Annotated in this window: 12 protein-coding genes and 1 tRNA gene; 9 read left to right on the forward strand and 4 right to left on the reverse strand. The window is 47.7% G+C overall.

Features of this window, described 5'->3' with window-relative positions; translation table 11 throughout:
• Window positions 1-253: 253 nt before the first annotated feature.
• Window positions 254-344 (reverse strand) — tRNA-Ser (locus HMPREF2700_RS06680).
• Window positions 345-423: 79 nt separating this feature from the next.
• A complete protein-coding gene (gene yaaA / locus HMPREF2700_RS06685) occupies window positions 424-1,203 on the reverse strand; it encodes a peroxide stress protein YaaA (RefSeq protein ID WP_070591105.1) in 780 nt (259 codons plus the stop codon).
• Window positions 1,204-1,373: 170 nt separating this feature from the next.
• Here yaaA and HMPREF2700_RS06690 point away from each other — a divergent pair, with 170 nt between their 5' ends.
• Both HMPREF2700_RS06690 and HMPREF2700_RS06695 read left to right on the forward strand, forming a co-directional pair.
• A complete protein-coding gene (locus HMPREF2700_RS06690; RefSeq protein ID WP_049329214.1) occupies window positions 1,374-1,763 on the forward strand; it encodes a RidA family protein in 390 nt (129 codons plus the stop codon).
• 70 nt (window positions 1,764-1,833) lie between these two features.
• A complete protein-coding gene (locus HMPREF2700_RS06695) occupies window positions 1,834-2,664 on the forward strand; it encodes a symmetrical bis(5'-nucleosyl)-tetraphosphatase (protein WP_070591106.1) in 831 nt (276 codons plus the stop codon).
• Window positions 2,665-2,717: 53 nt separating this feature from the next.
• Here HMPREF2700_RS06695 and HMPREF2700_RS06700 read toward each other — a convergent pair whose 3' ends face one another.
• Window positions 2,718-4,091: an FAD-binding oxidoreductase gene (locus HMPREF2700_RS06700; RefSeq protein WP_070591118.1), complete on the reverse strand. Its 1,374-nt coding sequence runs from the start codon at window positions 4,089-4,091 to the stop codon at window positions 2,718-2,720.
• Window positions 4,092-4,186: 95 nt separating this feature from the next.
• Window positions 4,187-4,453 (reverse strand): hypothetical protein, encoded by a 267-nt coding sequence (locus tag HMPREF2700_RS06705; RefSeq protein WP_003683138.1) that lies wholly within the window; start codon window positions 4,451-4,453, stop codon window positions 4,187-4,189.
• A 514-nt stretch (window positions 4,454-4,967) separates the two neighbouring features.
• On the opposite strand from HMPREF2700_RS06705, the gene HMPREF2700_RS06710 reads away from it, so the two are divergent.
• The 7 genes from HMPREF2700_RS06710 to HMPREF2700_RS06740 all read left to right on the forward strand — a co-directional run bounded on the left by HMPREF2700_RS06710 (window position 4,968) and on the right by HMPREF2700_RS06740 (window position 20,980).
• Window positions 4,968-5,450, forward strand: coding sequence for an FKBP-type peptidyl-prolyl cis-trans isomerase (locus HMPREF2700_RS06710; protein ID WP_070591108.1), 483 nt, complete (start codon window positions 4,968-4,970; stop codon window positions 5,448-5,450).
• A gap of 217 nt (window positions 5,451-5,667) precedes the next feature.
• Complete coding sequence (gene glgB, locus HMPREF2700_RS06715) at window positions 5,668-9,954, forward strand: 1,4-alpha-glucan branching protein GlgB (RefSeq protein WP_070591109.1); 4,287 nt, start codon at window positions 5,668-5,670, stop codon at window positions 9,952-9,954.
• 145 nt (window positions 9,955-10,099) lie between these two features.
• A complete protein-coding gene (gene glgX, locus HMPREF2700_RS06720) occupies window positions 10,100-12,085 on the forward strand; it encodes a glycogen debranching protein GlgX (protein ID WP_070591111.1) in 1,986 nt (661 codons plus the stop codon).
• Window positions 12,086-12,398: 313 nt separating this feature from the next.
• Window positions 12,399-14,879 carry a glycogen/starch/alpha-glucan phosphorylase gene (locus HMPREF2700_RS06725; protein ID WP_070591113.1) on the forward strand — a complete coding sequence of 827 codons (2,481 nt, stop codon included), beginning with the start codon at window positions 12,399-12,401 and terminating at the stop codon, window positions 14,877-14,879.
• Between the two features lie 102 nt (window positions 14,880-14,981).
• Window positions 14,982-17,987 (forward strand): type I restriction endonuclease subunit R, encoded by a 3,006-nt coding sequence (locus HMPREF2700_RS06730; RefSeq protein WP_070591114.1) that lies wholly within the window; start codon window positions 14,982-14,984, stop codon window positions 17,985-17,987.
• A gap of 125 nt (window positions 17,988-18,112) precedes the next feature.
• Entirely contained in the window at window positions 18,113-19,330 is a 1,218-nt protein-coding gene (locus HMPREF2700_RS06735) for a restriction endonuclease subunit S (protein WP_070591115.1), read from the forward strand.
• 48 nt (window positions 19,331-19,378) lie between these two features.
• Window positions 19,379-20,980 (forward strand): HsdM family class I SAM-dependent methyltransferase, encoded by a 1,602-nt coding sequence (locus HMPREF2700_RS06740; RefSeq protein ID WP_070591116.1) that lies wholly within the window; start codon window positions 19,379-19,381, stop codon window positions 20,978-20,980.
• Window positions 20,981-21,059 lie beyond the last annotated feature (79 nt).

Here is a 21,059-nt window from a genome sequence, read left to right on the forward strand (position 1 = left end):
CTGATGGAACGCAATATATAAGGCCGTCTGAAAAGAAATTTTCAGACGGCCTTTGGTTTTGTATTTGGTTATAAACAGGGAAGGGGTACTTGGATAGGTATAAAGTTTAAAAGGCCGTCTGAAACCGGATAGGGAAGTTTCAGACGGCCTTTTGTTTATCGATAATGTTGACCCGTCAACATAAACTTAAATTTCAAAAGGACAAAAATAAAAAAGACTTGAATCAATCAAGTCTTTATATCCTTATCAAGAATGGCGGAAGCGGTGAGATTCGAACTCACGGAGGGCTATCAACCCTCGACGGTTTTCAAGACCGTTGCATTAAACCGCTCTGCCACGCTTCCATTCTTGAAGCCGTAATACTAATGGAACTTACGGCCTTTGCCAAGAGGTATTTTAGAAAAAATATCTAGGATTCTGTTTTTATTTAGATTGTTCTTCACGCATGAATACCCATTCGACTTCGTTTGAAGCTGCTTCATTGAATGAATAGCCCTCGTAGTCGAAATTTTTGAGCATTTCAGGCTCGGTAATGCCGTGTTCTGCCGCGTAGCGCACCATCAAACCGCGCGCACGTTTGGCGTAGAAGCTGATGATTTTGTATTTGCCGTTTTTCTCGTCTTTAAAAATCGGCGTAATCAGGCGTGCATTGAGTTTTTTGGTGTTGACGGATTTGAAATATTCTTGTGAGGCGAGGTTGATTAAGACATAGCTGCCGGCTTGCTTCAGTGTTTGGTTGAGCAGGTCGGTGATTTTATCGCCCCAAAATTCGTAGAGGTTTTTGCCGCGCGTGTTGGCAAAGGCCGTGCCCATTTCCAAGCGGTAGGGTTGCATCAAGTCGAGCGGGCGCAGTACGCCGTATAAGCCGGAGAGCAGGCGGACGTGTTGTTGCAGGTAGTCGATTTGTTCCGGTTTGAGCGTATCGGCGGCGATGCCTTCATAGACGTCGCCGTTGAACATAAATACGGCCTGTTTGGCGTTTTCCGGCGTAAACGGCGTGTGCCATACGGCATTGCGTTCTGCGTTGAGCAGGGCGATTTTGTCGGAAACATGCATCAGCTCGGCGATTTGTTGAGGGGCAAGCTGACGCAACTCCTGCATCAGGATTTCTGCTTCGGGCAGAAGGTCGGGCAGGGTAAAGCTGTTGACGGGGGAGGGGTCTTTTTCGTTGAGGTTTTTGGCTGGGGATAAGACAAAAAACATGATAATTTCGGCTTTGAAATGAATAATGTGTGGGATTGTAGGTTTAAAATCGGGGAAGAACAAGACGGGCTAAACGCATTAATTGAATGCTTTTATTGAAACGTATTTCTGTTGAAAGTAAAATTCGAAGCTTCCACCTGATTCTGACATTTCTATTTGAGGAGAATATCATGTCTAAAACCATTATCCATACCGACAAAGCCCCTGCCGCGATTGGTGCATACAGCCAAGCAGTCCGCGCAGGCGATACGGTTTATATGAGCGGACAGATTCCTTTGGATCCGGCTACGATGACCGTGGTCGGCGATGGCAATTTCCGCGCCGAAGCAGTGCAAGTATTTAAAAACCTGCAAGCCGTAGCCGAAGCGGCAGGCGGTTCTTTGAACGATATCGTCAAACTCAATGCTTATTTGACCGATTTGGCTAACTTTGCCGTATTCAATGAAGTGATGGCTGAATTTATCGAACAGCCTTTCCCTGCACGCGCTGCGGTGGGCGTGGCCAGTCTGCCTAAAGGCGTTCAGGTTGAAGCAGAAGCAGTATTGGTTTTAAATGCATAATTGATGTTTTCAGACGGCCTGGGCTGGGCTTGAGGCCGTCTGAAAATAATAACAACGGAAAACAATAATAATGGCACATTACGCAATCGGAGACATTCAAGGCTGTTTTGACGAGCTGACTTTGTTGCTTGCCAAAATTGGCTTTAATCATGGTACGGACACCCTTTGGCTGGTCGGCGATATTGTCAATCGCGGCCCGAAGTCCTTGGAAACCCTGAAATTTGCCAAAGAGCATGACAGCAGCGTGCAAATGGTTTTGGGCAATCATGATTTACATCTTTTGGCAGTCGGTTGCGGTGAAGGAACGCTCAAGCGCAGCGATACGGTTGAGCCTATTTTGACCCATCCCAATAGTCATGCCATGCTTGACTGGCTGCGTCATCAACCGCTTTTGGTGCGCGGCGACAGGCATGTGATGGTGCATGCCGGTATTTTGCCGCAATGGTCGGTTGATAAGGCCGAAAGCCTTGCCCGTGAAGCTGAGGATGAATTGCAAGGTAAAAAATACAGGAAATTTTTTGGTAAAATGTACGGCAACAAGCCGACCGAGTGGACGGATGATTTGACAGGCTATGAGCGCCTACGCATGATTATCAACGTCTTTACCCGTATGCGTGCGCTGACGTACAAAGGCGAATTGGATTACGAATATAAATCCACTCTGAAAAAAATGCCGCTTTACCTGCGCCCTTGGTTTAAAGCGCCTGATAGGCAGAATTTGGATTATATTACTGTGTTCGGACATTGGTCATCATTGGGCTACGTTAATACCGATCAGGTTATCGCTTTGGATACCGGCGCGTTGTGGGGCGGAGAGCTGACAGCGGTCAATTTGGATACCAATGAAGTGATACAGGTACCGTCCTTGGGCGGATTGGATTGGAAAACGGCATTGAAATAGTTTGAATAAGATAAAAGGCCGTCTGAAATGTTTCAGACGGCCTTTTGTATTGATTAATCCAAAGAAGGCAGGAGTTTGTCCGGATTCATAATGCCATAAGGGTCAAGCTGATTTTTGATGGCATGCATCAGAACAAGTTCGGCCTGCGTACGCACACGGGGCAGCCAATGTTTTTTGATGATGCCTACGCCGTGTTCGGCGGCAATCGTACCGTGGCAGGCAAGGATGTTTTCATAAACAATGGTATTGACGGCGTCTTCGTATTGGTAGGCTTCGTTGCTCAATACGTTGGGCAAAAACGTATTGTAATGCAGGCTGCCGTCGCCTAAATGTCCGAAACAGACAATTTGTATGCCGGGAAAACGGGTTTCCAAGGCAGGGGCGCATTGGCGGACAAAGGCGGCCACTTGGGCGATAGGGACGGCGATGTCGTGTTTGATGCTCGTGCCGAGTTTACGTTGGGAGGCGGAAATATTTTCACGCAAGGTCCATAAGTCGGAGCGCTCTTGCTCGGATTGCGCCAAGATGCTGTTTTCCCATCCGTTTTGATAGAGAAATTCGGCAAGCTTTTCATCCAGTCCGGCATCGGGAACGGAATCTGCAAGTTCAATCAAAATATGCCATTGCGCATCGGCAGGCTTTTTGAGTTGGCTGAATTCCGAAGATAAATCGAGGGCAAAGCGGCTGATCAGCTCGAAACTGGTCAAGCGTTCGGCAAAATGGCCTTGTACGGCAGTCAAAAGCGAGACAGCGGATTCAATATCGTCTAAACCTACCCATGCGGTCGCTTTGGTTTTGGGCTGGGCAAAGAGTTTGAGTGTGGCGGCGGTAATGATGCCCAATGTTCCTTCGCTGCCGATAAAAAGATGGCGCAAGTCGTAGCCGGTCGTGTTTTTGTGCAGGGGCTGAAGGTGGGAAACCAGTTCGCCGTTTGGTAAAACAACTTCCAAACCCAATACCAGATCACGCATGCTGCCGTAACGCAAGACATTCAAACCGCCGGCATTGCAGGCGATATTGCCGCCGATTTGGCAAGAGCCTTCGCTGGCAAGGCTGAGCGGAAACAGTCGTCCGGCTTCGGTTGCCGCCTTTTGAGCATTTTGCAAAATCACGCCTGCTTCAACCGTCATGCTGTTGTCCGCAAGGTTGATATCGCGGATGCGATTAAGCTTGGAGAGATTGAGCAGTACGCCTTCGCTGGTTACCGTTGCGCCGCATAATCCGGTATTGCCGCCTTGCGGGGTTACGCGGATGCGATTTTCAAAACAGAAACGCATGATTTTCTGCACGCTCTCGACGGAGTTCGGCTGTAAGACAATATCCGGCGAAGAAACAAAACGGCGGCGTTGGTCGTTTAACAAGGCCGGAGTGGCTTCGATGATTTCAGAGGCGGAAAGAAACTCAGCAAAACGGTCGTGAAAGTGCATGGCAGTCAGGCGGAAAAGTCGGGAAGGGGAGTGTGAGAAATGTAAAAAAGCAGGATACACAATGGTATCCTGCTTTTCTTATATTCAAAAGAATATTATTTAGCAGCTTCAGAAGCAGCAGCTTCAGTAGCAGATGCAGCGGCTTCAGTAGCAGATGCAGCAGCTTCAGTAGCAGAAGCAGCGGCTTCAGTAGCTTCGGTAGCAGCAGAAGCAGCGGCTTCAGTAGCAGATGCAGCAGCTTCAGTAGCAGAAGCAGCGGCTTCAGAAGCAGCAGAAGCGGCAGTTTCAGCAGCTTTATCAGCACCGCCACAAGCGGCCAAAGCTAAAGACAACAAAGCAGCAGCGAACAGAGATTTTTTCATTTTTGAGGACCTTTTTAAATCGATTTAAACATTTAAACTAAAAATAGCCGTCAAACGGCCTGTACAGTAGAAATTCATTGCTGAATTTTCGTTATTATGCCCCACGGGGTGGGCCAATGCAACGTTGCTTAACCGTTTGCGGATTAAAATCAATACAAAATTAGCGAAAATAATGTAAATCAGGGAGGCAGGTAAAAAATCATCTAAAAATATTCATAATTAATGAACTTTTAAAAAGTTGTTTATATTCAATAATTTGATTATTTTTAACTGTTGTTGGTTTTAAGGGTTTAGAATGTTTTTGCGTTTGGGGAATTTTTTGTAATTTAGCAACTTTGTGTTGTGAAAAAGCAACTTTTATGGATTGGAATCATTCAATTTGGTTTTTTATATGGGCTTTTTTGGTTTTGTTGTGTTTGCCAAAAGTATTTGTTTAAGGTAAACCGATTGTTTAGTTACAGCTGTGATAGAATAGCCTGAACTTGACTTTTAAATATTGATTAAGGACGACATGATGTCTATTGTTAAAAATTCCGTAGTTTCCCTGCATTATGAAATGTACGATGCAAACAACCAGTTGTTGGACAAAACCGAAGAGCCGATTACTTACCTGCATGGCGGTTATGACGGTATTTTCCCTTTGGTGGAAGAAGCGTTGCACGGCAAAAATGTAGGCGATACCGTTGAAGTGGCTTTGTCGCCTGATGATGCTTTCGGCGAGCAAGATCCTGAGCTGGTGCGTATTGAAGATGTAAGCGTGTTCCCTGTCGAAGTTGAAGTCGGTATGATGTTTGAAGCCGATGATCCGGAAACAGGCGATGTATTGATTTATCGTGTAACCGATGTTGCCGACGGTAAAGCCGTAGTGGACGGCAACCATCCTTTGGCCGGTATGAAAGTATTGTTCAAGGCGACCGTTGAAGGTGTGCGCGATGCGACCGAGGAAGAAATTGCCCACGGTCACGTACATGGCCCGCACGGTCATCACCACCACTAATCAGGCTTGAAGCATGATAAAGGCCGTCTGAAAAGGAATGAAACCTTCCTTTTCAGACGGCCTTTAAGTTTTTACAAGACAGATAAATAGGAAATTTTGGCGCAGGTCAAATCAAACAGGGAAATATGGATTTTGTTAGAGACTACAATAAACTACATGTAACGGTGCAACAAGATCTGTATTAAGATTCAGATATTGGTAAAACAGGCAGAGTGCAATGAGTGAGACATTGGAGCAGCAGGCCGTAGAGGCCGGTATTGATTTAGGCTACCACGACATCAACGGTATATATCATGCGACCAAACCTGAAGTGTTGGAATCGATTGTTGCTGTTTTGGACAAAAGCAAACCGGATTCAGACGGCCTTTATCTGAATACGATGGTCGCGCATGAAAACAGCGAAGAATCTTTACAGATGCCGTCTGAATTTCATGGTGCGGAAGCGGTCGTATTGATTGATGAGGCGGATGAGTGCCAGAGCTTGACTTTATATCCTGGCGACAACGATACGCTTTGGATTAAGCTGCCCCGACTGGCTTGCGGTTATTACACGTTGTCTGCCGAGACCGGCGGCAAATGTTGCCTTGTACGTCTGATTGTTGCGCCTGAATCGGTTTATCAGCCTAAACTGCTTGCCAATGGCGGTCGGATGAATGGTTTGACCATGCATTTGTACAGCCTGCGTTCCGAGCGCAACTGGGGCATAGGCGACTTTACCGATTTGCTGAACCTGATGAAATATGCGGCGGAGAAAAAGCTGGATTTTGTCGGTATCAACCCTTTGCACGCCTTGTTTACCAGCAAGCCTGCCTTTGCCAGCCCGTATAGCCCTTCTTCGCGCGAATGGCTTAATCCGATTTACTTGGATATCGAGAAAGTCGGTGCGTTTACTTATAACGAGCAACTGAAAAACTGGCTGGCACAACCGAAAATCCGTCAGCGCATTGCCGCTTTGCGTGTTACGGAAACGGTGACTTATACGGCGGTTTGGGCATGCAAGCGTGATGCGCTGCATATGGCGTTTAACGCGTTTGAACAAGATACTTGCGTAGCTGCGGCAAATGAACGCGCTGCATTTGAAGCATTTGTATTAGAAAAAGGCAAGGCTTTGCAAGGCTTCGGTTTGTTTGAGGCTTTGGACCAGTATTACAGCTGCCCTGGACAAGTGGGTTGGCAGTCATGGCCGTCTGAATTTCATCAACCTGATGGCGAAGCAGTAGAAAAATTCGCGCGCAGCCATGAACGTGAAATCCGTTTTTATATGTGGCTGCAATGGCTTTGCGCGGAGCAGTTGCAAGAAGTCAACAAAGCCGCTGCCGAATACGGTGTCAAACTTGGTATTTACGGCGATTTGGCGGTCGGCGTGGCGCGCGGCAGTGCGGATACTTGGTTAAACCGTCAAGATTATTGTATGGACGTATCGGTCGGTGCGCCGCCCGATCCTTTGGGGCCGACAGGGCAGAATTGGAATTTGCCGCCGCTTAATCCGTCGATGTTGAAGCATACGGGCTATGAAAAGTTTGCCCATTTGTTGCGCGAAAACATGCGCCTGTATGGCGTGTTGCGGATTGACCATGTGATGGCATTGTGTCGTTTGTGGTGGGTTTTAAACGATAAAACAGCAGATTTCGGCGCATATGTGCATTACGATGCCGAAGTGACTTTCGCCATTTTGGCTTTGGAAAGTCAGCGCAACCGTTGCGTCATCATCGGTGAGGATTTGGGGACGGTACCCGATCAAGCGCGTTATCTGCTCAACCGCTATCAAGTGTTTTCCTACAAAGTGATGTATTTCAGCAAGGGCTGGAACGGTTTTCAATTACCTGAAGAATACCCAGAGCAGGCGATTACGGTCATCAGCACTCACGATGTCGCGCCGCTGGCAGGTTATTGGATAGGCAAAGATTTGGATACGATGTTTAAACTCGGTACTTTGCCTGATGCAGCTGCTTTTCAGATGGCCTTGGATGAGCGCGAACACGATAAAGCTGATTTGCTGGATAAATTGAAATATACCGGCTGTCTGGGTGCGGACGTACAAATGCCGGCAAAAGCCGATGAAACCTTGCTGGCGGCTTTGCACAAATACGGCGCATTGAGCCGCAGCAAGCTTTACGCCGTACAACTGGAAAACTTGCTGGGCGTCATTGACAATTTGAATGTCCCCGGCGTAACGAACGGCTATCCGAACTGGGCGCAAAAAATGCCGGTTTCTTTGGAAGATTTCCCACAACACCGCCTCATGGGCGGCCAACTTGCCATTATTGACGAGGTACGCATGAAAACAAACAGCCAAATCAAGGCTTATCATGAACTTGACCAAATCGAGCGCGATACGGTCGAAAGCCTGTTTCTTGCCACCCACAGCGACTTGTTCGCTTATCTGGGACGACACCGCCTTGCAGAGGGCGATGAAGTAGTGCGCGTTTTGATTCCCGGCGCAGTAAGCGTGGATATTGTGAACCGCCGCAGCGGCGAACTCATCGTGCCGTCTGAAAAAATTGATGAACGCGGTTTCTTTGTGGCTGTTTTGCCCGATGATGCGCCCGATTACGCTTTGAGTATCCGTTACACCGAAGACTCCGAGCCTGTGATTGAAGAAGACCCTTATCATTTCAGCTCCGCGTTGCAAGACATGGATTCCTGGCTGTTGGCCGAAGGCAAGCACCTGCGTCCTTATGAGATTTTAGGCGCGCATTTTGCCGAGTTGGACGGCGTGAAGGGCGTACGCTTTGCCGTATGGGCGCCAAATGCGCAACGCGTTTCCGTTATCGGCGAGTTCAATAACTGGGACGGCCGCCGCCATGTGATGCGTTTCCACCGCGACAACGGCATTTGGGACATCTTTATTCCGGCAGTCAAACTCAACGCCCTCTACAAATTTGAAATCCGCGATGCCAACGGCGATGTACGCGAAAAAGCCGACCCGTATGCCTTCGGTGCAGAACTACGTCCGACCACGGCATCTATCGTGCGCGGTTTGCCTGACGAAGTGGAAGAACCGGCTTTCCGAGCCCGTGCCAACGCCATTGATGCGCCGATCAGCATTTATGAAGTGCATTTGGGTTCATGGAAACGCAATCCGGAAAACAATTTCTGGCTGACTTACGAAGAGTTGGCCAAAGAGCTGGTGGCATACGTCAAAGACATGGGCTTTACCCATATCGAGTTCCTACCTGTTTCCGAATATCCGTTTGACGGCTCATGGGGCTATCAGGCAACCGGTTTGTATGCGCCGACCAGCCGTTTCGGTTCGCCGGAAGAATTGCGCGCATTGATTAAAGCCGCGCACGATGAGGGCATCAGCGTTATCCTCGACTGGGTAGTCGGCCATTTCCCGACTGATGATCACGGCCTGGCCAAATTCGACGGTACTGCGCTGTACGAACACGCCGACCCGCGCGAAGGCTACCACCAAGACTGGAACACCCTGATTTACAACTTTGGCAGAAACGAAGTGAAAAACTTCCTGCAAGGCAATGCCCTGTATTGGATAGAGCGTTTCGGCTTTGACGGTATCCGCGTTGATGCGGTTGCTTCGATGATTTACCGCAACTATTCGCGCAAAGACGGCGAGTGGATTCCGAACCAATACGGCGGCCATGAAAACCTTGAAGCCATCGCTTTCCTGCGCGATACCAACACCATGTTGAAAGAGGAAGTTCCGGCAGCGACTGAAATCGCCGAAGAATCTACTTCGTTTGCCAATGTGACCCGCCAAGAAGGTTTGAACTTCAGCTTCAAATGGAATATGGGCTGGATGAACGATACTTTGCGTTACATGATGGAAGACCCCATCAACCGCAAATACCACCACAACAAAATGACCTTCGGCATGATGTACCAGTACAGCGAAAACTTTGTCCTGCCGCTTTCACACGATGAAGTCGTGCACGGCAAACGCTCGCTGCTCGGACGTATGCCCGGCGACTGCTGGCAACAATTTGCCAACCTGCGCGCCTACTACGGCTTTATGTACGGCTTCCCCGGCAAAAAACTCTTGTTTATGGGCAGCGAGTTTGCACAAGGCCGAGAGTGGAACTACAACGAAGGACTGGATTGGTTCCTGCTGGAGCAAGAGGGTGGCTGGCACAAAGGCGTACAAGACTTCGTACGCGAGTTGAACTATGTCTATAAAGACACTGCGCCGCTTTACCAACTGGACCAATGGCCTGAAGGCTTTGAATGGCTGGTTGCCGATGATGGCGACAATTCCGTATTCGTCTTCGAGCGCCGCGACCGCGAAGGCAACCGCGTTATCGTGATCAGCAACTTCACGCCTGTGGTGCGCGAAGGCTACCGTTTCGGTGTGAATTCTGTCGGCGAATATCGCGAAATCCTCAATTCAGACGACCTGCATTACAAAGGCAGCGGCGTTTCTGCCGGCGCAACGGTGGAGACAGAAGAAGTTTGGTCGCATGGCAAACCAAATTCCCTGTCTGTTACCGTACCGCCGTTGGCAACCGTTTACCTGTATCAGGCGGCAGTTAAAGACGAAGCGTAAATCAACTTTGAGGGTAGGCGTCATGCCTGCCTAATCAGCTGAAAATTAAAAGATAGTGACATCAATATGACTCAAGGCCGTCTGAAAGATTTTCAGACGGCCTTATATTGGACACGAAACCAAATACATACCAAGGAATCATTCTATGACTGCCAAATCATGGCATATCGAGGAAGGCAAGCCTTATCCCATGGGCGCGACACTGACAAGCGAGGGCGCGAATTTCACCTTGTTTTCCATCAATGCCGAAAAGGTCGAATTGTGTCTGTTTGATAAAGATAAAGAAACCCGTTTGGAGATGCCTTCGCGGCGCGGTTCGGTATTTTACGGATTTGTGCCGGATGTTAAGGCAGGGCAGCGATACGGTTTTCGCGTGTATGGACGTGAAAACGCAGAATACGGCTCATGTTTCAATCCTAACAAATTGCTGATTGATCCGTATTCCAAAAAAATTGACGGTAAACCAAGCTACCGTACCGCCGAAGAAATGGCATGGTTCAGGCCGGAAGATGAACGCGACAATGCCGCTGTTGCGCCGAAAAGCGTCGTGATCGGACGCAGCCGATTTAATTGGGCCAAAGATTGCCGTCCGGAAATACCGTGGGGCAAAACCGTTATTTATGAAGCCCATGTCAAAGGGTTGACCAAGCAATTCCCCGATTTGAAATATGCAGGCACTTATAAAGCCTTGAGTGATAAACGGGTTTTGGCCTATCTGCAAGAGTTGGGGGTAACGACGGTCGAGTTGCTGCCGATTCATTATCATCTGGACGAATACCATCTTCAGCAGATGGGCTTGAGCAATTATTGGGGCTACAACACTTACTCCCATTTTGCCGTCGAGCCGTCTTATGCCGACAATCCCGAGCGTGCGGCTGCGGAGTTTAAACAAGCGGTCAAATCCCTGCATCAGGCGGGTTTGGAAGTGATTTTGGATGTCGTGTACAACCACACGGCAGAACAGGACGACAAAGGCCCGATGCTGTGTCAGCGCGGTATCGACAACACTTTATGGTATTGGCACACCTCTTACGGCAGCTATGAAAACTGGTCAGGTTGCGGCAATACGCTCAATATTGTCCGTCGCGACGTTACCCGTTGGGCGGCAGACAGCCTGCGCTATTGGGCCGAAGAGTTTCATGTTGACGGCTTCCGTTTCGACTTGGGAACCGTATTGGGACGCGAACCCGATTTCCAATCGTATGGCCGTTTTTTCCAAGTCTTGTATCAAGACCCGGTTTTGGCCGGTTTGAAACTGATTGTCGAAGCCTGGGACATCGGCGAGGGTGGCTATCACTTGGGCAATTTCCCGCAACCTTTTGCCGAATGGAACGGCCGTTTCCGCGATGATATGCGCGCGTTTTGGTCTTGGGAAAGCGGCAATTTGGGCGCATTTGCCGAACGCTTGGCCGGGTCGTCCGATATTTTCAACCACAGCGGCCGCCGACCGTCTGCCAGCATTAATTTTATTACCGCACATGACGGCTTCACTCTGCGTGATTTGGTCAGCTACAACGAAAAACACAACGAAGCGAATGGTGAAAACAACCGCGACGGGCATAATGAAAACATCAGCTACAACCACGGCGTAGAAGGCGAAACCGATGATGAAGAGGTTTTGCTCAACCGCGAATACACTTCCAAAGCGCTGCTTGCTTCCTTATTTTTATCCAACGGTACGCCCATGCTTTTGGCCGGCGATGAGTTCGGCAACAGTCAGCAAGGCAACAACAACAGCTACTGCCAAGATAATCCGATTACATGGTTGGATTGGCAACATGAGTCCCATGTGTTGCAAGATTACACTCAAGAGCTGATACGCATCCGCAGCCAAATCAAGCTGCTGACAGATGATTGCTGGTGGGAAAAAGAGCGTGTGCAATGGCTCAATGCCGATAGCAGCCCAATGACCGAATATTGTTGGCACAACAGGGGCAGTAAGGCGATTCAGATTGTTTTGGACGACGAGTGGCTGCTGTTGGTGAATGCCAAACGTAGTCGTCAGTTATTTAACCTGCCTCAAGGTAATTGGGAAATTTCTTGCGTACCATCAGAGAAATTAAATTACGAAGAATCAGGGAAATGTGTTGTTGAACATATGGGGATTTGGATTTTACATAAAACAAATTAAATGGGAATCAAACTATTATTTGATTAACGCTTTGATATTTTGTTGATATTTTCTGATTTGCAGCTTCGTGGTATAAATGGAAAATGCCGATAAGATGATTAATGGTTTGGTTGTTAATCAAATGTTTTATAAAGAAAAAAATATCCTTTTTTTAAATCTTTCCGCTATAATTCCCTTGTTGTGTAACAAACCTACGCGTCATTCCTTTCAGACGGCCTGTTGCCGTTGTCAGGCCGTCTGAAAACCGAGTTTCGTTGTTTTAATAAAACCATCAGGCGCGTTGTCCAGTGCCTCACGCTAGAGAAAGGCTTCCATGGCTAAGAAAAAACTCCCTATCTCCGGTTACGATTATGTAATGCCTAAACCGGACGCCGAAACCATCCGTAAATCCATCGTTTACAAGCTGATTTTTATCTTGGGCGTAGATCCGAAGGAGGCAACTTCACACCAATGGCTCAACGCTGCCATGCTTGCCGCACGTGACCTGATTGCGGAAGATTTCCTCAAAACACGCCGCGCCCACATCGACAACAGCAAACGCATGGTTTATTACCTGTCTATGGAATTCCTGCTCGGCCGTTCGTTTGTCAACGCGCTGATTAACGAAGGCGTTTACGCCGAATTTGAAGAAGCCTTCAAGCAACTGGGCAAAGAATTTGCCGATGTCTGCGAACAAGAAGAAGATCCAGGTTTGGGTAACGGCGGTTTAGGCCGTCTGGCTGCCTGCTTCCTCGACTCTTTGGCAACCCTGCGCATTCCGGCCATGGGCTACGGCATCCGTTATCAATACGGTATGTTCAAACAAGAAATCGTGGATGGCCAACAAGTCGAAAAACCCGATTTGTGGCTTGACCAAGATTTGGCATGGCAGTTTGCCCGTCCGAACAAACAATATTCCGTCCGTTTCGGCGGTCACGTGTTGAACTTGGGCGATAAAAAAGAATGGCAGCCGAGCGAAGAAATTTCCGCTTGGGCATACGATGAAATCATTCCTGGCTATGGCGGCGAATGTGCCAACCCATTGCGCTTGTGGACTGCGCACGCAGGCAACCTGTTTGACCTTGCCGACTTCAACCGAGGCGACTATGCCTCTGCAGTTCGCGCACAAAACAGCGACGAAAACATCTCACGCGTCCTGTATCCGAACGACTCTACCGAATCCGGCCGCGAATTGCGCCTGAAACAAGAATACTTCTTGGTTTCCGCTTCCGTTCAAGACATCGTTGCTCGTCACAAATGCCGTTTCCCAAGCATCCGCACTTTGGCAGACGAGGTCGCCATCCACTTGAACGACACCCATCCGGTGCTCGCCATTCCAGAATTGATGCGCATCCTGATTGACGAAGAGGGCATCGCATGGACTGAAGCATGGAATATGTGCTGTAAGATTTTCTCTTACACCAACCACACATTGATGAGCGAAGCCTTGGAAACTTGGCCGGTTGAGCTGATGGGCCGTCTGCTGCCGCGCCACTTGGACATCATCTTTGAAATCAACGCCTACTTCCTCAATGCCTTACGCGCCATCGGCAACTTCGACGACGACTTTGTCCGCCGCGTATCTATCATTGACGAAACCCACGGTCGTCGCGTCCGCATGGCATGGCTTGCCGTAATCGGTTCGCACAAAGTCAACGGCGTGGCAAAAATCCACTCCGATTTGATGACCACATCCATCTTTGCCGACTTTGCCAAAATATTCCCGGAACGCTTTACCAACGTAACCAACGGCGTAACCCCGCGCCGCTGGATCAACATCGCCAACCCGGGCTTGACCAAATTCTTGGACAAACATCTGGGCGACGAAGACTGGCGTTTGCATTTGGACAACCTTGCCAAGCTCAACGACAAAGTGGACGATGCCTCCGTACAGGCAGAATTCGGCGAAGTGAAAAAAGCCGCCAAAGAGCGCCTTGCCAAATACATCGAAACCGAGCTGGGCATCAAAGTTAATACCGATGCACTTTTCGACATCCAAATCAAACGTATTCACGAGTACAAACGTCAAGCATTGAACGTGATGCACATCGTCGACCGCTACAACAAAATCTTGGAAAACCCGGATTTCGATTGGCAGCCGCGCGTGTTCATCTTTGCCGGTAAAGCCGCATCCGCCTATTACATGGCGAAGAAAATCATCCGTCTGATTAACGACGTTGCCAAAGTCATCAACAACGACACCCGTATCCGCGACCTGATTAAAGTCGTTTACATTCCGAACTACAGCGTCAGCCTTGCCCAAATCATCATTCCTGCCGCCGATTTGCACGAACAAATTTCACTGGCAGGTACAGAGGCATCCGGTACCAGCAACATGAAATTTGCCCTCAACGGCGCAATCTGTATGGGTACACTGGACGGCGCGAACGTTGAGATTTTGGAAAAAGTCGGCGCGGACAACTGCTATATCTTCGGCAACACCGTAGAACAAGTCGAAGAAATCCGCCGCAACGGTTACGACCCGTTGAGCTATATCGAGCGAGACAGCGACCTGCGCCGCGTCGTCAACCAAATCAGCCAAGGCACTTTCTCTCCGGAAGAGCCAAACCGCTACAACGACGTGTTGCAACCATACGGCGACTTCTATCAGCTGATGGCAGATTTCCGCAGCTACATCGACACGCAATACAAAGCGGACGAACACTACCGCAACGTATCCGCATGGCGCAAATCAGCCTTGATCAACATCGCCAACATGGGCTTCTTCTCATCCGACCGCTCTATCGCCGACTACTGCCGCGATATTTGGTACATCAAACCATTGAGCGAAAAAGAACTGCCCAGCAGAAATTAAGCGTTAAGCAGATAACGAAAGCCGATACATCAGGAAGGTGTATCGGCTTTTTTCGGGTGTTATAATCTGTTTCAATAATTATATTTATGGTTGGTTACGTCTATGTCTCAAACTCACAACGAAAATTCCCGCGTCAAAATCCCTGCTATTTTGCACCTAATGCGGTTGGGCTACGATTACCTCTCGCTCAAAAATGCAAATTGGGACAAATCAACCAATATTTTTCCTGAAATCTTCATAGAAAGCCTCTGCCGCATTAATCCCGATTTATCGCCGGACGATGCACGCCGTTTGCTGACCGACATCACTATTGAGCTGGATAACGAAGACTTGGGGCAAAAATTTTACGAACGCCTCACCAATCAATCCGGTGGCAAGAAACTGATCGACTTCCAAAATTTTGATAACAACAGTTTCCATGTTGTAACCGAATTGCCCTGCATCAACGGCGATGAAGAATTCCGCCCTGACATTACTTTGTTAGTAAACGGTATGCCTTTGGTCTTTATCGAAGTCAAAAAGCCCAACAACAAAGGCGGCATCGGTGAAGAACGGGAGCGCATGGGCAAACGTGCGACAAACCCTAAATTTCGCCGTTTCATCAACATCACCCAATTCATGATTTTTTCCAACAACATGGAATACGACGACGGCGCAACCGAGCCGGCGCAAGGCGCGTTTTACGCTTCGCCTGCTTACGGCAAGCCCGTGTTTAACTACTTCCGCGAAGAGCACAAATTAAACCTTGCCGAATTATTGAACACGCTTTCAGACGACCTCGAAAACAAAGTCCTGCAAGACAACAACCTGCCCGTTATCAAACACAGCCCTGAATTTATTAGCAATAAATCGCCCGAAACACCGACCAACCGCATCCTAACTTCGCTGCTTTGCCGCGAACGCCTCGCTTTTCTTCTGCAACACGGGCTGACCTACGTTAAAAGTAACCAAGGCGCGCTGCAAAAACACATCATGCGTTATCCGCAGTTATTCGCCACTCTCGCCATTGAAAAACATTTGGCAAACGGCGGCAAAAAAGGCGTGATTTGGCATACCCAAGGCTCGGGTAAAACCGCGCTTGCCTATTACAACACCCGCTACCTGACGCACTATTACGCCAAACAGGGCATTGTGCCGAAATTCTATTTCATCGTGGACAGGCTCGATTTATTGAAACAGGCGCAGCGGGAATTTACCGCCCGCGACTTAATCGTCCATACCATCGACAGCCGCGAAGCCTTCGCTGCCGACATCAAATCCGCCCAAACCCTGCACAACCACTCAGGCAAACCGGAAATCACCGTCGTCAACATCCAAAAATTCAAAGACGATCCCGATGTCGTCGCCCGTAACGACTACGACCTTGCCATCCAGCGCGTTTATTTTCTTGACGAAGTACACCGCAGCTACAACCCTAAAGGCTCGTTTCTTGCCAACCTGAATCAGTCGGACATAAACGCCGTCAAAATCGGGCTGACCGGCACGCCGCTTATCGGCGTAACCGCAGGCAACGTCAACACCCGAGAGCTTTTCGGCGACTACATCCACAAATACTATTACAACGCCTCCATTGCCGACGGCTACACCCTGCGCCTGATTCGCGAGGCCATCAGCAGCCAATACAAAGCTGAATTGCAGGCTGCATTGGCACAGCTTGAAGTCGAAAAAGGCAGCTTTGACCGCAAAGAAATCTATGCCCATCCGCATTTCGTCCGTCCGATGCTTGATTATATCCTTGACGACTTTGCCAAATTCAGAAAAACCAACCAAGACGACAGCCTCGGCGCCATGGTTGTTTGCGACAGCTCGGAGCAGGCACGCCAGCTTTTTGAGCATTTTCAGACGGCCTCAGACCATAATTTCACCGCCGCGCTGATATTGCACGATATCGGCACTAAAGACGAACGCGACCAATGGGTTAAAGACTTCAAAGCAGGCAAAATCGATATCCTGTTTGTGTACAACATGCTCTTGACCGGCTTTGACGCGCCGCGCCTGAAAAAGCTTTACTTAGGCAGACTAATCAAAGCCCACAATCTTCTGCAAACCCTGACCCGCGTCAACCGCACCTACAAATCATACCGTTACGGCTATGTCGTCGATTTTGCCGATATCCAAAGCGAATTTGATAAGACCAACCGCGCCTATTGGGATGAACTTTCGAACGAATTGGGCGACGAAATCGGCAGCTACAGCCAGCTTTTCAAAACCGCCGAAGAAATCGAACAAGAAATTACAGGCATTAAAGATGCCCTGTTTGATTTCGATACCGAAAACGCCGAAGTATTTTGTCATCAAATCGAACAAATAGCAGATAAAAAACAGCTGCTTGCTCTGAAAAAAGCCCTGCAAACCGCAAGAGAGTTGTACAACGTCCTGCGCCTGCAAGGCAGTCATGAGTTTCTCGCGCATCTAGATTTTGACAAGCTTAATCTGTTGTACCGCGAAACTGCCGCGCGTTTGGATACCTTAAACTTTGCCGAAAACATACAACAAGGCAACACTGCCCATTTGCTCAATGAAGCGCTGGAAGACGTTTACTTCCAATTCGTCAAAATCAGCGAAGCCGAGCTCAAGCTTGCCGACGATTTAAAAGACATCATGCGCAAAGTCCGTGAAGGACTGGCGGGCAACTTCGACCAAGACGACCCCGAATACATCAGCCTGCGCGAAGAGCTGGAACGCATCTTCAAGAAAAAGAACCTCGCCGAAGTCGGGCAGGAAGAAATGCAGGCAAACATCGCTACGCTCGATACTGTCTATGTCAAAATCAAAGAGCTGAACCGCAAAAACGATCTCTTGCGCCACAAATACGGCGGCGACACCAAATACGCCCGCATCCACAAACGCTTGCTGGAAAATCCCGCCCTCTACGGCGACAAACTCAAAGTCTTCAACGCACTAAACGGCGTCAAAACCGATGCCGACCAAAAAGTGCTGGATATGGAGCAGATTTTGGACAACCAGAATTACTTTGAAAAACAAATGCAGGGCATCGTATTAAAACGCTTTAGAACGGAACAGCAATTTCCCGTTCAGCCCGCCGACATTCAAGCCATCAACCGCCTGTTGGTGCGCGAATATTTAAAAGAAAGCGGGCGGATGTGAGAAAGCGGTTTTTCAGGTAGCCTTTACGGGCGTATCGCATATGTTCGGAATGGATAATAAAAAGTGCGGTCGGATTTTGAAATGTTTTTTCAGACGGCCTTTGAAGAGTTTTGTAACGGAACATCATGAATCATTTTAAGAAACAACAAATTCAAAATATTGCTGATTTTAATCCGAGAGAGCAACTATCCAAGGGAATATTGGCAAAAAGTGTTCCGATGGCAATGTTGAAAGAATTTCAACGGCAAATTACGGGTTACGAAATCAAGGCATTTAACGGTGGAGCTAAGTTTCGCAATGGTGATACCTTATTAGCCAAGATTACCCCGTGTTTGGAAAATGGAAAAACCGCTTTTGTGGATATTTTAGATGATGTAGAAGTGGCTTTCGGTTCTACCGAATTTATTGTGTTAAGAGCAAAAAATGAAACCAATCCCGAATTTCTCTATTATTTTGCAATCAGCCCCGATTTTAGAAAACGGGCAATTGAATGTATGGAAGGAACTTCCGGGAGACAACGTGTTAATGAAAATACATTAAAAACACTGGAGTTGCCGATTCCAGAACCTCAAACCCAACAATCCATCGCCGCCGTCCTATCCGCTTTGGACAAAAAAATCGCCCTGAACAAACAAATCAACGCGCGCTTGGAAGAGATGGCGAAAACCCTGTACGACTACTGGTTTGTGCAGTTTGATTTCCCTGACGCAGACGGCAAACCCTACAAATCTTCAGGCGGCGAAATGGTGTTTGACGAAACCTTGAAACGGGAAATTCCGAAGGGCTGGGAGGTGAAGAGTTTAAATCAGGTAGCTGATATCGTAATGGGGCAATCTCCTGATGGTGCAAGTTATAACTTGGAACAAGAAGGGACAATTTTTTTTCAAGGCTCAACCGATTTTGACTGGCGTTTTCCAAACGTTCGCCAATATACGACTTCCCCGACGAGGTTTGCACAAAAAGGCGATATTTTGTTAAGTGTTAGAGCGCCTGTCGGCGATTTAAATATTTCGCCTTTTGAATGTTGTATTGGTCGTGGTTTAGCTGCATTGCGAAGTAAATCAGGAAACAACAGTTTTTTATTCTATGTAATGAAATACTTTAAAACTGTTTTTGAGCGACGAAATACAGAAGGAACAACGTTTGGTTCAATAACGAAGGATGATTTACATAGTTTGAAATTAGTTGCTCCGGCAGATAATGTATTAGAAAAATATAATGAAATTGCGTCAAAATACGATGAAATGATTTTTATCAGAAGTCAACAAAACCACCAACTAACCCAACTACGTGATTTCCTACTGCCCATGCTGATGAACGGGCAGGTATCCGTGGCGGAATAAGCCGGATTCAAGAATCCGACAGATACAATAAAAAGAACGAGATAAAAAATGACCGAACAACACTTTACCGAACAAACCAAAGCCCTGATTGACAGCTTAAAAACCATTTGCGCCAACTATGGCTTAGGCAATGACGGCAACGAATTTAAAATCATCAGTCAGGCGTTTTTGTATAAATTCTTAAAGGACAAATACGATTTCGAAGTTAAAAAAATTCGCAAAGAAAACCCTGATGAGGCGATTGAGTTCGTCAATATGGATATTGAGGGAAAAACAGCGGTTTTGAAGCCCGAACATTCCATCAAGTATTTGTCGGAGCGGCAAAATGGCGCAGATTTTGCCAAACTCTTTGACGACACGCTCACCGATATTGCCGCGCATAATGCGGAGCTGTTTTCGGTGAAAACCGAAGGCGGGGCGAAAATCGTGTTGTTCGAGCGTATCAGTCAATATATTACGGATGAAGGTCGCCGCGACGATTTTTGCCGCGCGCTGATTTCCAAGCTGGCGGGTTTTAGCTTTGAGGCAATTTTTGCGCAAAAATTCGATTTTTTTGCCACGATTTTTGAATACCTGATTAAAGACTACAACAGTAATTCAGGCGGCAAATATGCCGAATACTACACGCCGCACGCGGTGGCGCGGATTATGGCGGATATTTTGGTGCCGGAAGAGGTGCGTGGGCAAATCCGCAGCGTGGACGTTTACGACCCGTCGGCCGGTTCGGGAACGCTGCTGATGAATGTCGCCCATGCCATCGGCGAAGACAAATGTATGATTTATACGCAGGATATTTCGCAAAAATCGTCCAATCTTTTGCGGCTGAATCTGATTTTGAACAATTTGGTGCATTCGCTGAATAATGTGGTTCAGGGCAATACGATTTTGTCTCCGTATCACAAAGACGCTTCAGGCCGTCTGAAAAAATTTGATTTTATTGTTTCTAATCCGCCGTTTAAATTGGATTTCAGCGATTTCCGCGATCAGCTGGAAAACGATGAAAACAACGAACGCTTTTTTGCTGGTATTCCGAAAATCAAGCCTAAAAAGAAAGAGAAGATGGAAATCTATCAGCTCTTTATCCAACATATTTTGTTTAGCCTGAAAGAAAACGGCAAAGCGGCGATTGTGTTGCCGACGGGTTTTATCACCGCCCAATCAGGCATCGACAAAAAAATCCGCGAACATTTGGTGGAAAACAAAATGCTTGCTGGTGTGGTTTCCATGCCTTCCAATATTTTCGCCACCACGGGAACCAACGTTTCCATCCTGTTTATCGATAAAGCCAATAAAGACGGAGTGGTATTAATCGATGCCTCGGACTTAGGTACAAAAACCAGTGTTGATGAAAACCAAAAAACTGTTCTTTCCCGTGAGGAAGAACAAAAAATCTGCAATACCTTCACGAACAAACAGGCTGTGGAAGATTTTAGCGTGGTGGTCGGCTACGATGAAATCAAAGCCAAGAATTACAGCTTGTCGGCAGGTCAATATTTTGAAGTAAAGATTGATTATGTGGATATTTCCACCGAGGAATTTGAGCAGAAAATGGCAGGATTTTCGGCAGATTTGGACAAGCTCTTTGCGGAATCTGCCGAATTGGAAAAAGAGATTAAAGATAGATTGGCAATGTTGAAATTCAATTCATAAATACTGACAAATTAAACTGGCCAAACTTAAAGGCCGTCTGAAAATTTTCAGACGGCCTGAGACCTTTGCAAAATTCCTT

The sequence above is a fragment of the Neisseria sp. HMSC068C04 genome, assembly GCF_001810105.1.
Taxonomy (GTDB): domain Bacteria; phylum Pseudomonadota; class Gammaproteobacteria; order Burkholderiales; family Neisseriaceae; genus Neisseria; species Neisseria flavescens_B.

What these genes read in the sequence shown, in the direction of transcription:
- HMPREF2700_RS06705 (WP_003683138.1), bottom strand. Translation starts at nt 4,453, where the DNA reads ATGAAAAAATCTCTGTTCGCTGCTGCTTTGTTGTCTTTAGCTTTGGCC.
- HMPREF2700_RS06700 (WP_070591118.1), bottom strand. Translation starts at nt 4,091, where the DNA reads ATGCACTTTCACGACCGTTTTGCTGAGTTTCTTTCCGCCTCTGAAATC.
- HMPREF2700_RS06690 (WP_049329214.1), top strand. Translation starts at nt 1,374, where the DNA reads ATGTCTAAAACCATTATCCATACCGACAAAGCCCCTGCCGCGATTGGT.
- HMPREF2700_RS06695 (WP_070591106.1), top strand. Translation starts at nt 1,834, where the DNA reads ATGGCACATTACGCAATCGGAGACATTCAAGGCTGTTTTGACGAGCTG.
- HMPREF2700_RS06725 (WP_070591113.1), top strand. Translation starts at nt 12,399, where the DNA reads ATGGCTAAGAAAAAACTCCCTATCTCCGGTTACGATTATGTAATGCCT.
- glgX (WP_070591111.1), top strand. Translation starts at nt 10,100, where the DNA reads ATGACTGCCAAATCATGGCATATCGAGGAAGGCAAGCCTTATCCCATG.
- yaaA (WP_070591105.1), bottom strand. Translation starts at nt 1,203, where the DNA reads ATGTTTTTTGTCTTATCCCCAGCCAAAAACCTCAACGAAAAAGACCCC.
- HMPREF2700_RS06735 (WP_070591115.1), top strand. Translation starts at nt 18,113, where the DNA reads ATGAATCATTTTAAGAAACAACAAATTCAAAATATTGCTGATTTTAAT.
- HMPREF2700_RS06710 (WP_070591108.1), top strand. Translation starts at nt 4,968, where the DNA reads ATGTCTATTGTTAAAAATTCCGTAGTTTCCCTGCATTATGAAATGTAC.
- HMPREF2700_RS06730 (WP_070591114.1), top strand. Translation starts at nt 14,982, where the DNA reads ATGTCTCAAACTCACAACGAAAATTCCCGCGTCAAAATCCCTGCTATT.
- glgB (WP_070591109.1), top strand. Translation starts at nt 5,668, where the DNA reads ATGAGTGAGACATTGGAGCAGCAGGCCGTAGAGGCCGGTATTGATTTA.
- HMPREF2700_RS06740 (WP_070591116.1), top strand. Translation starts at nt 19,379, where the DNA reads ATGACCGAACAACACTTTACCGAACAAACCAAAGCCCTGATTGACAGC.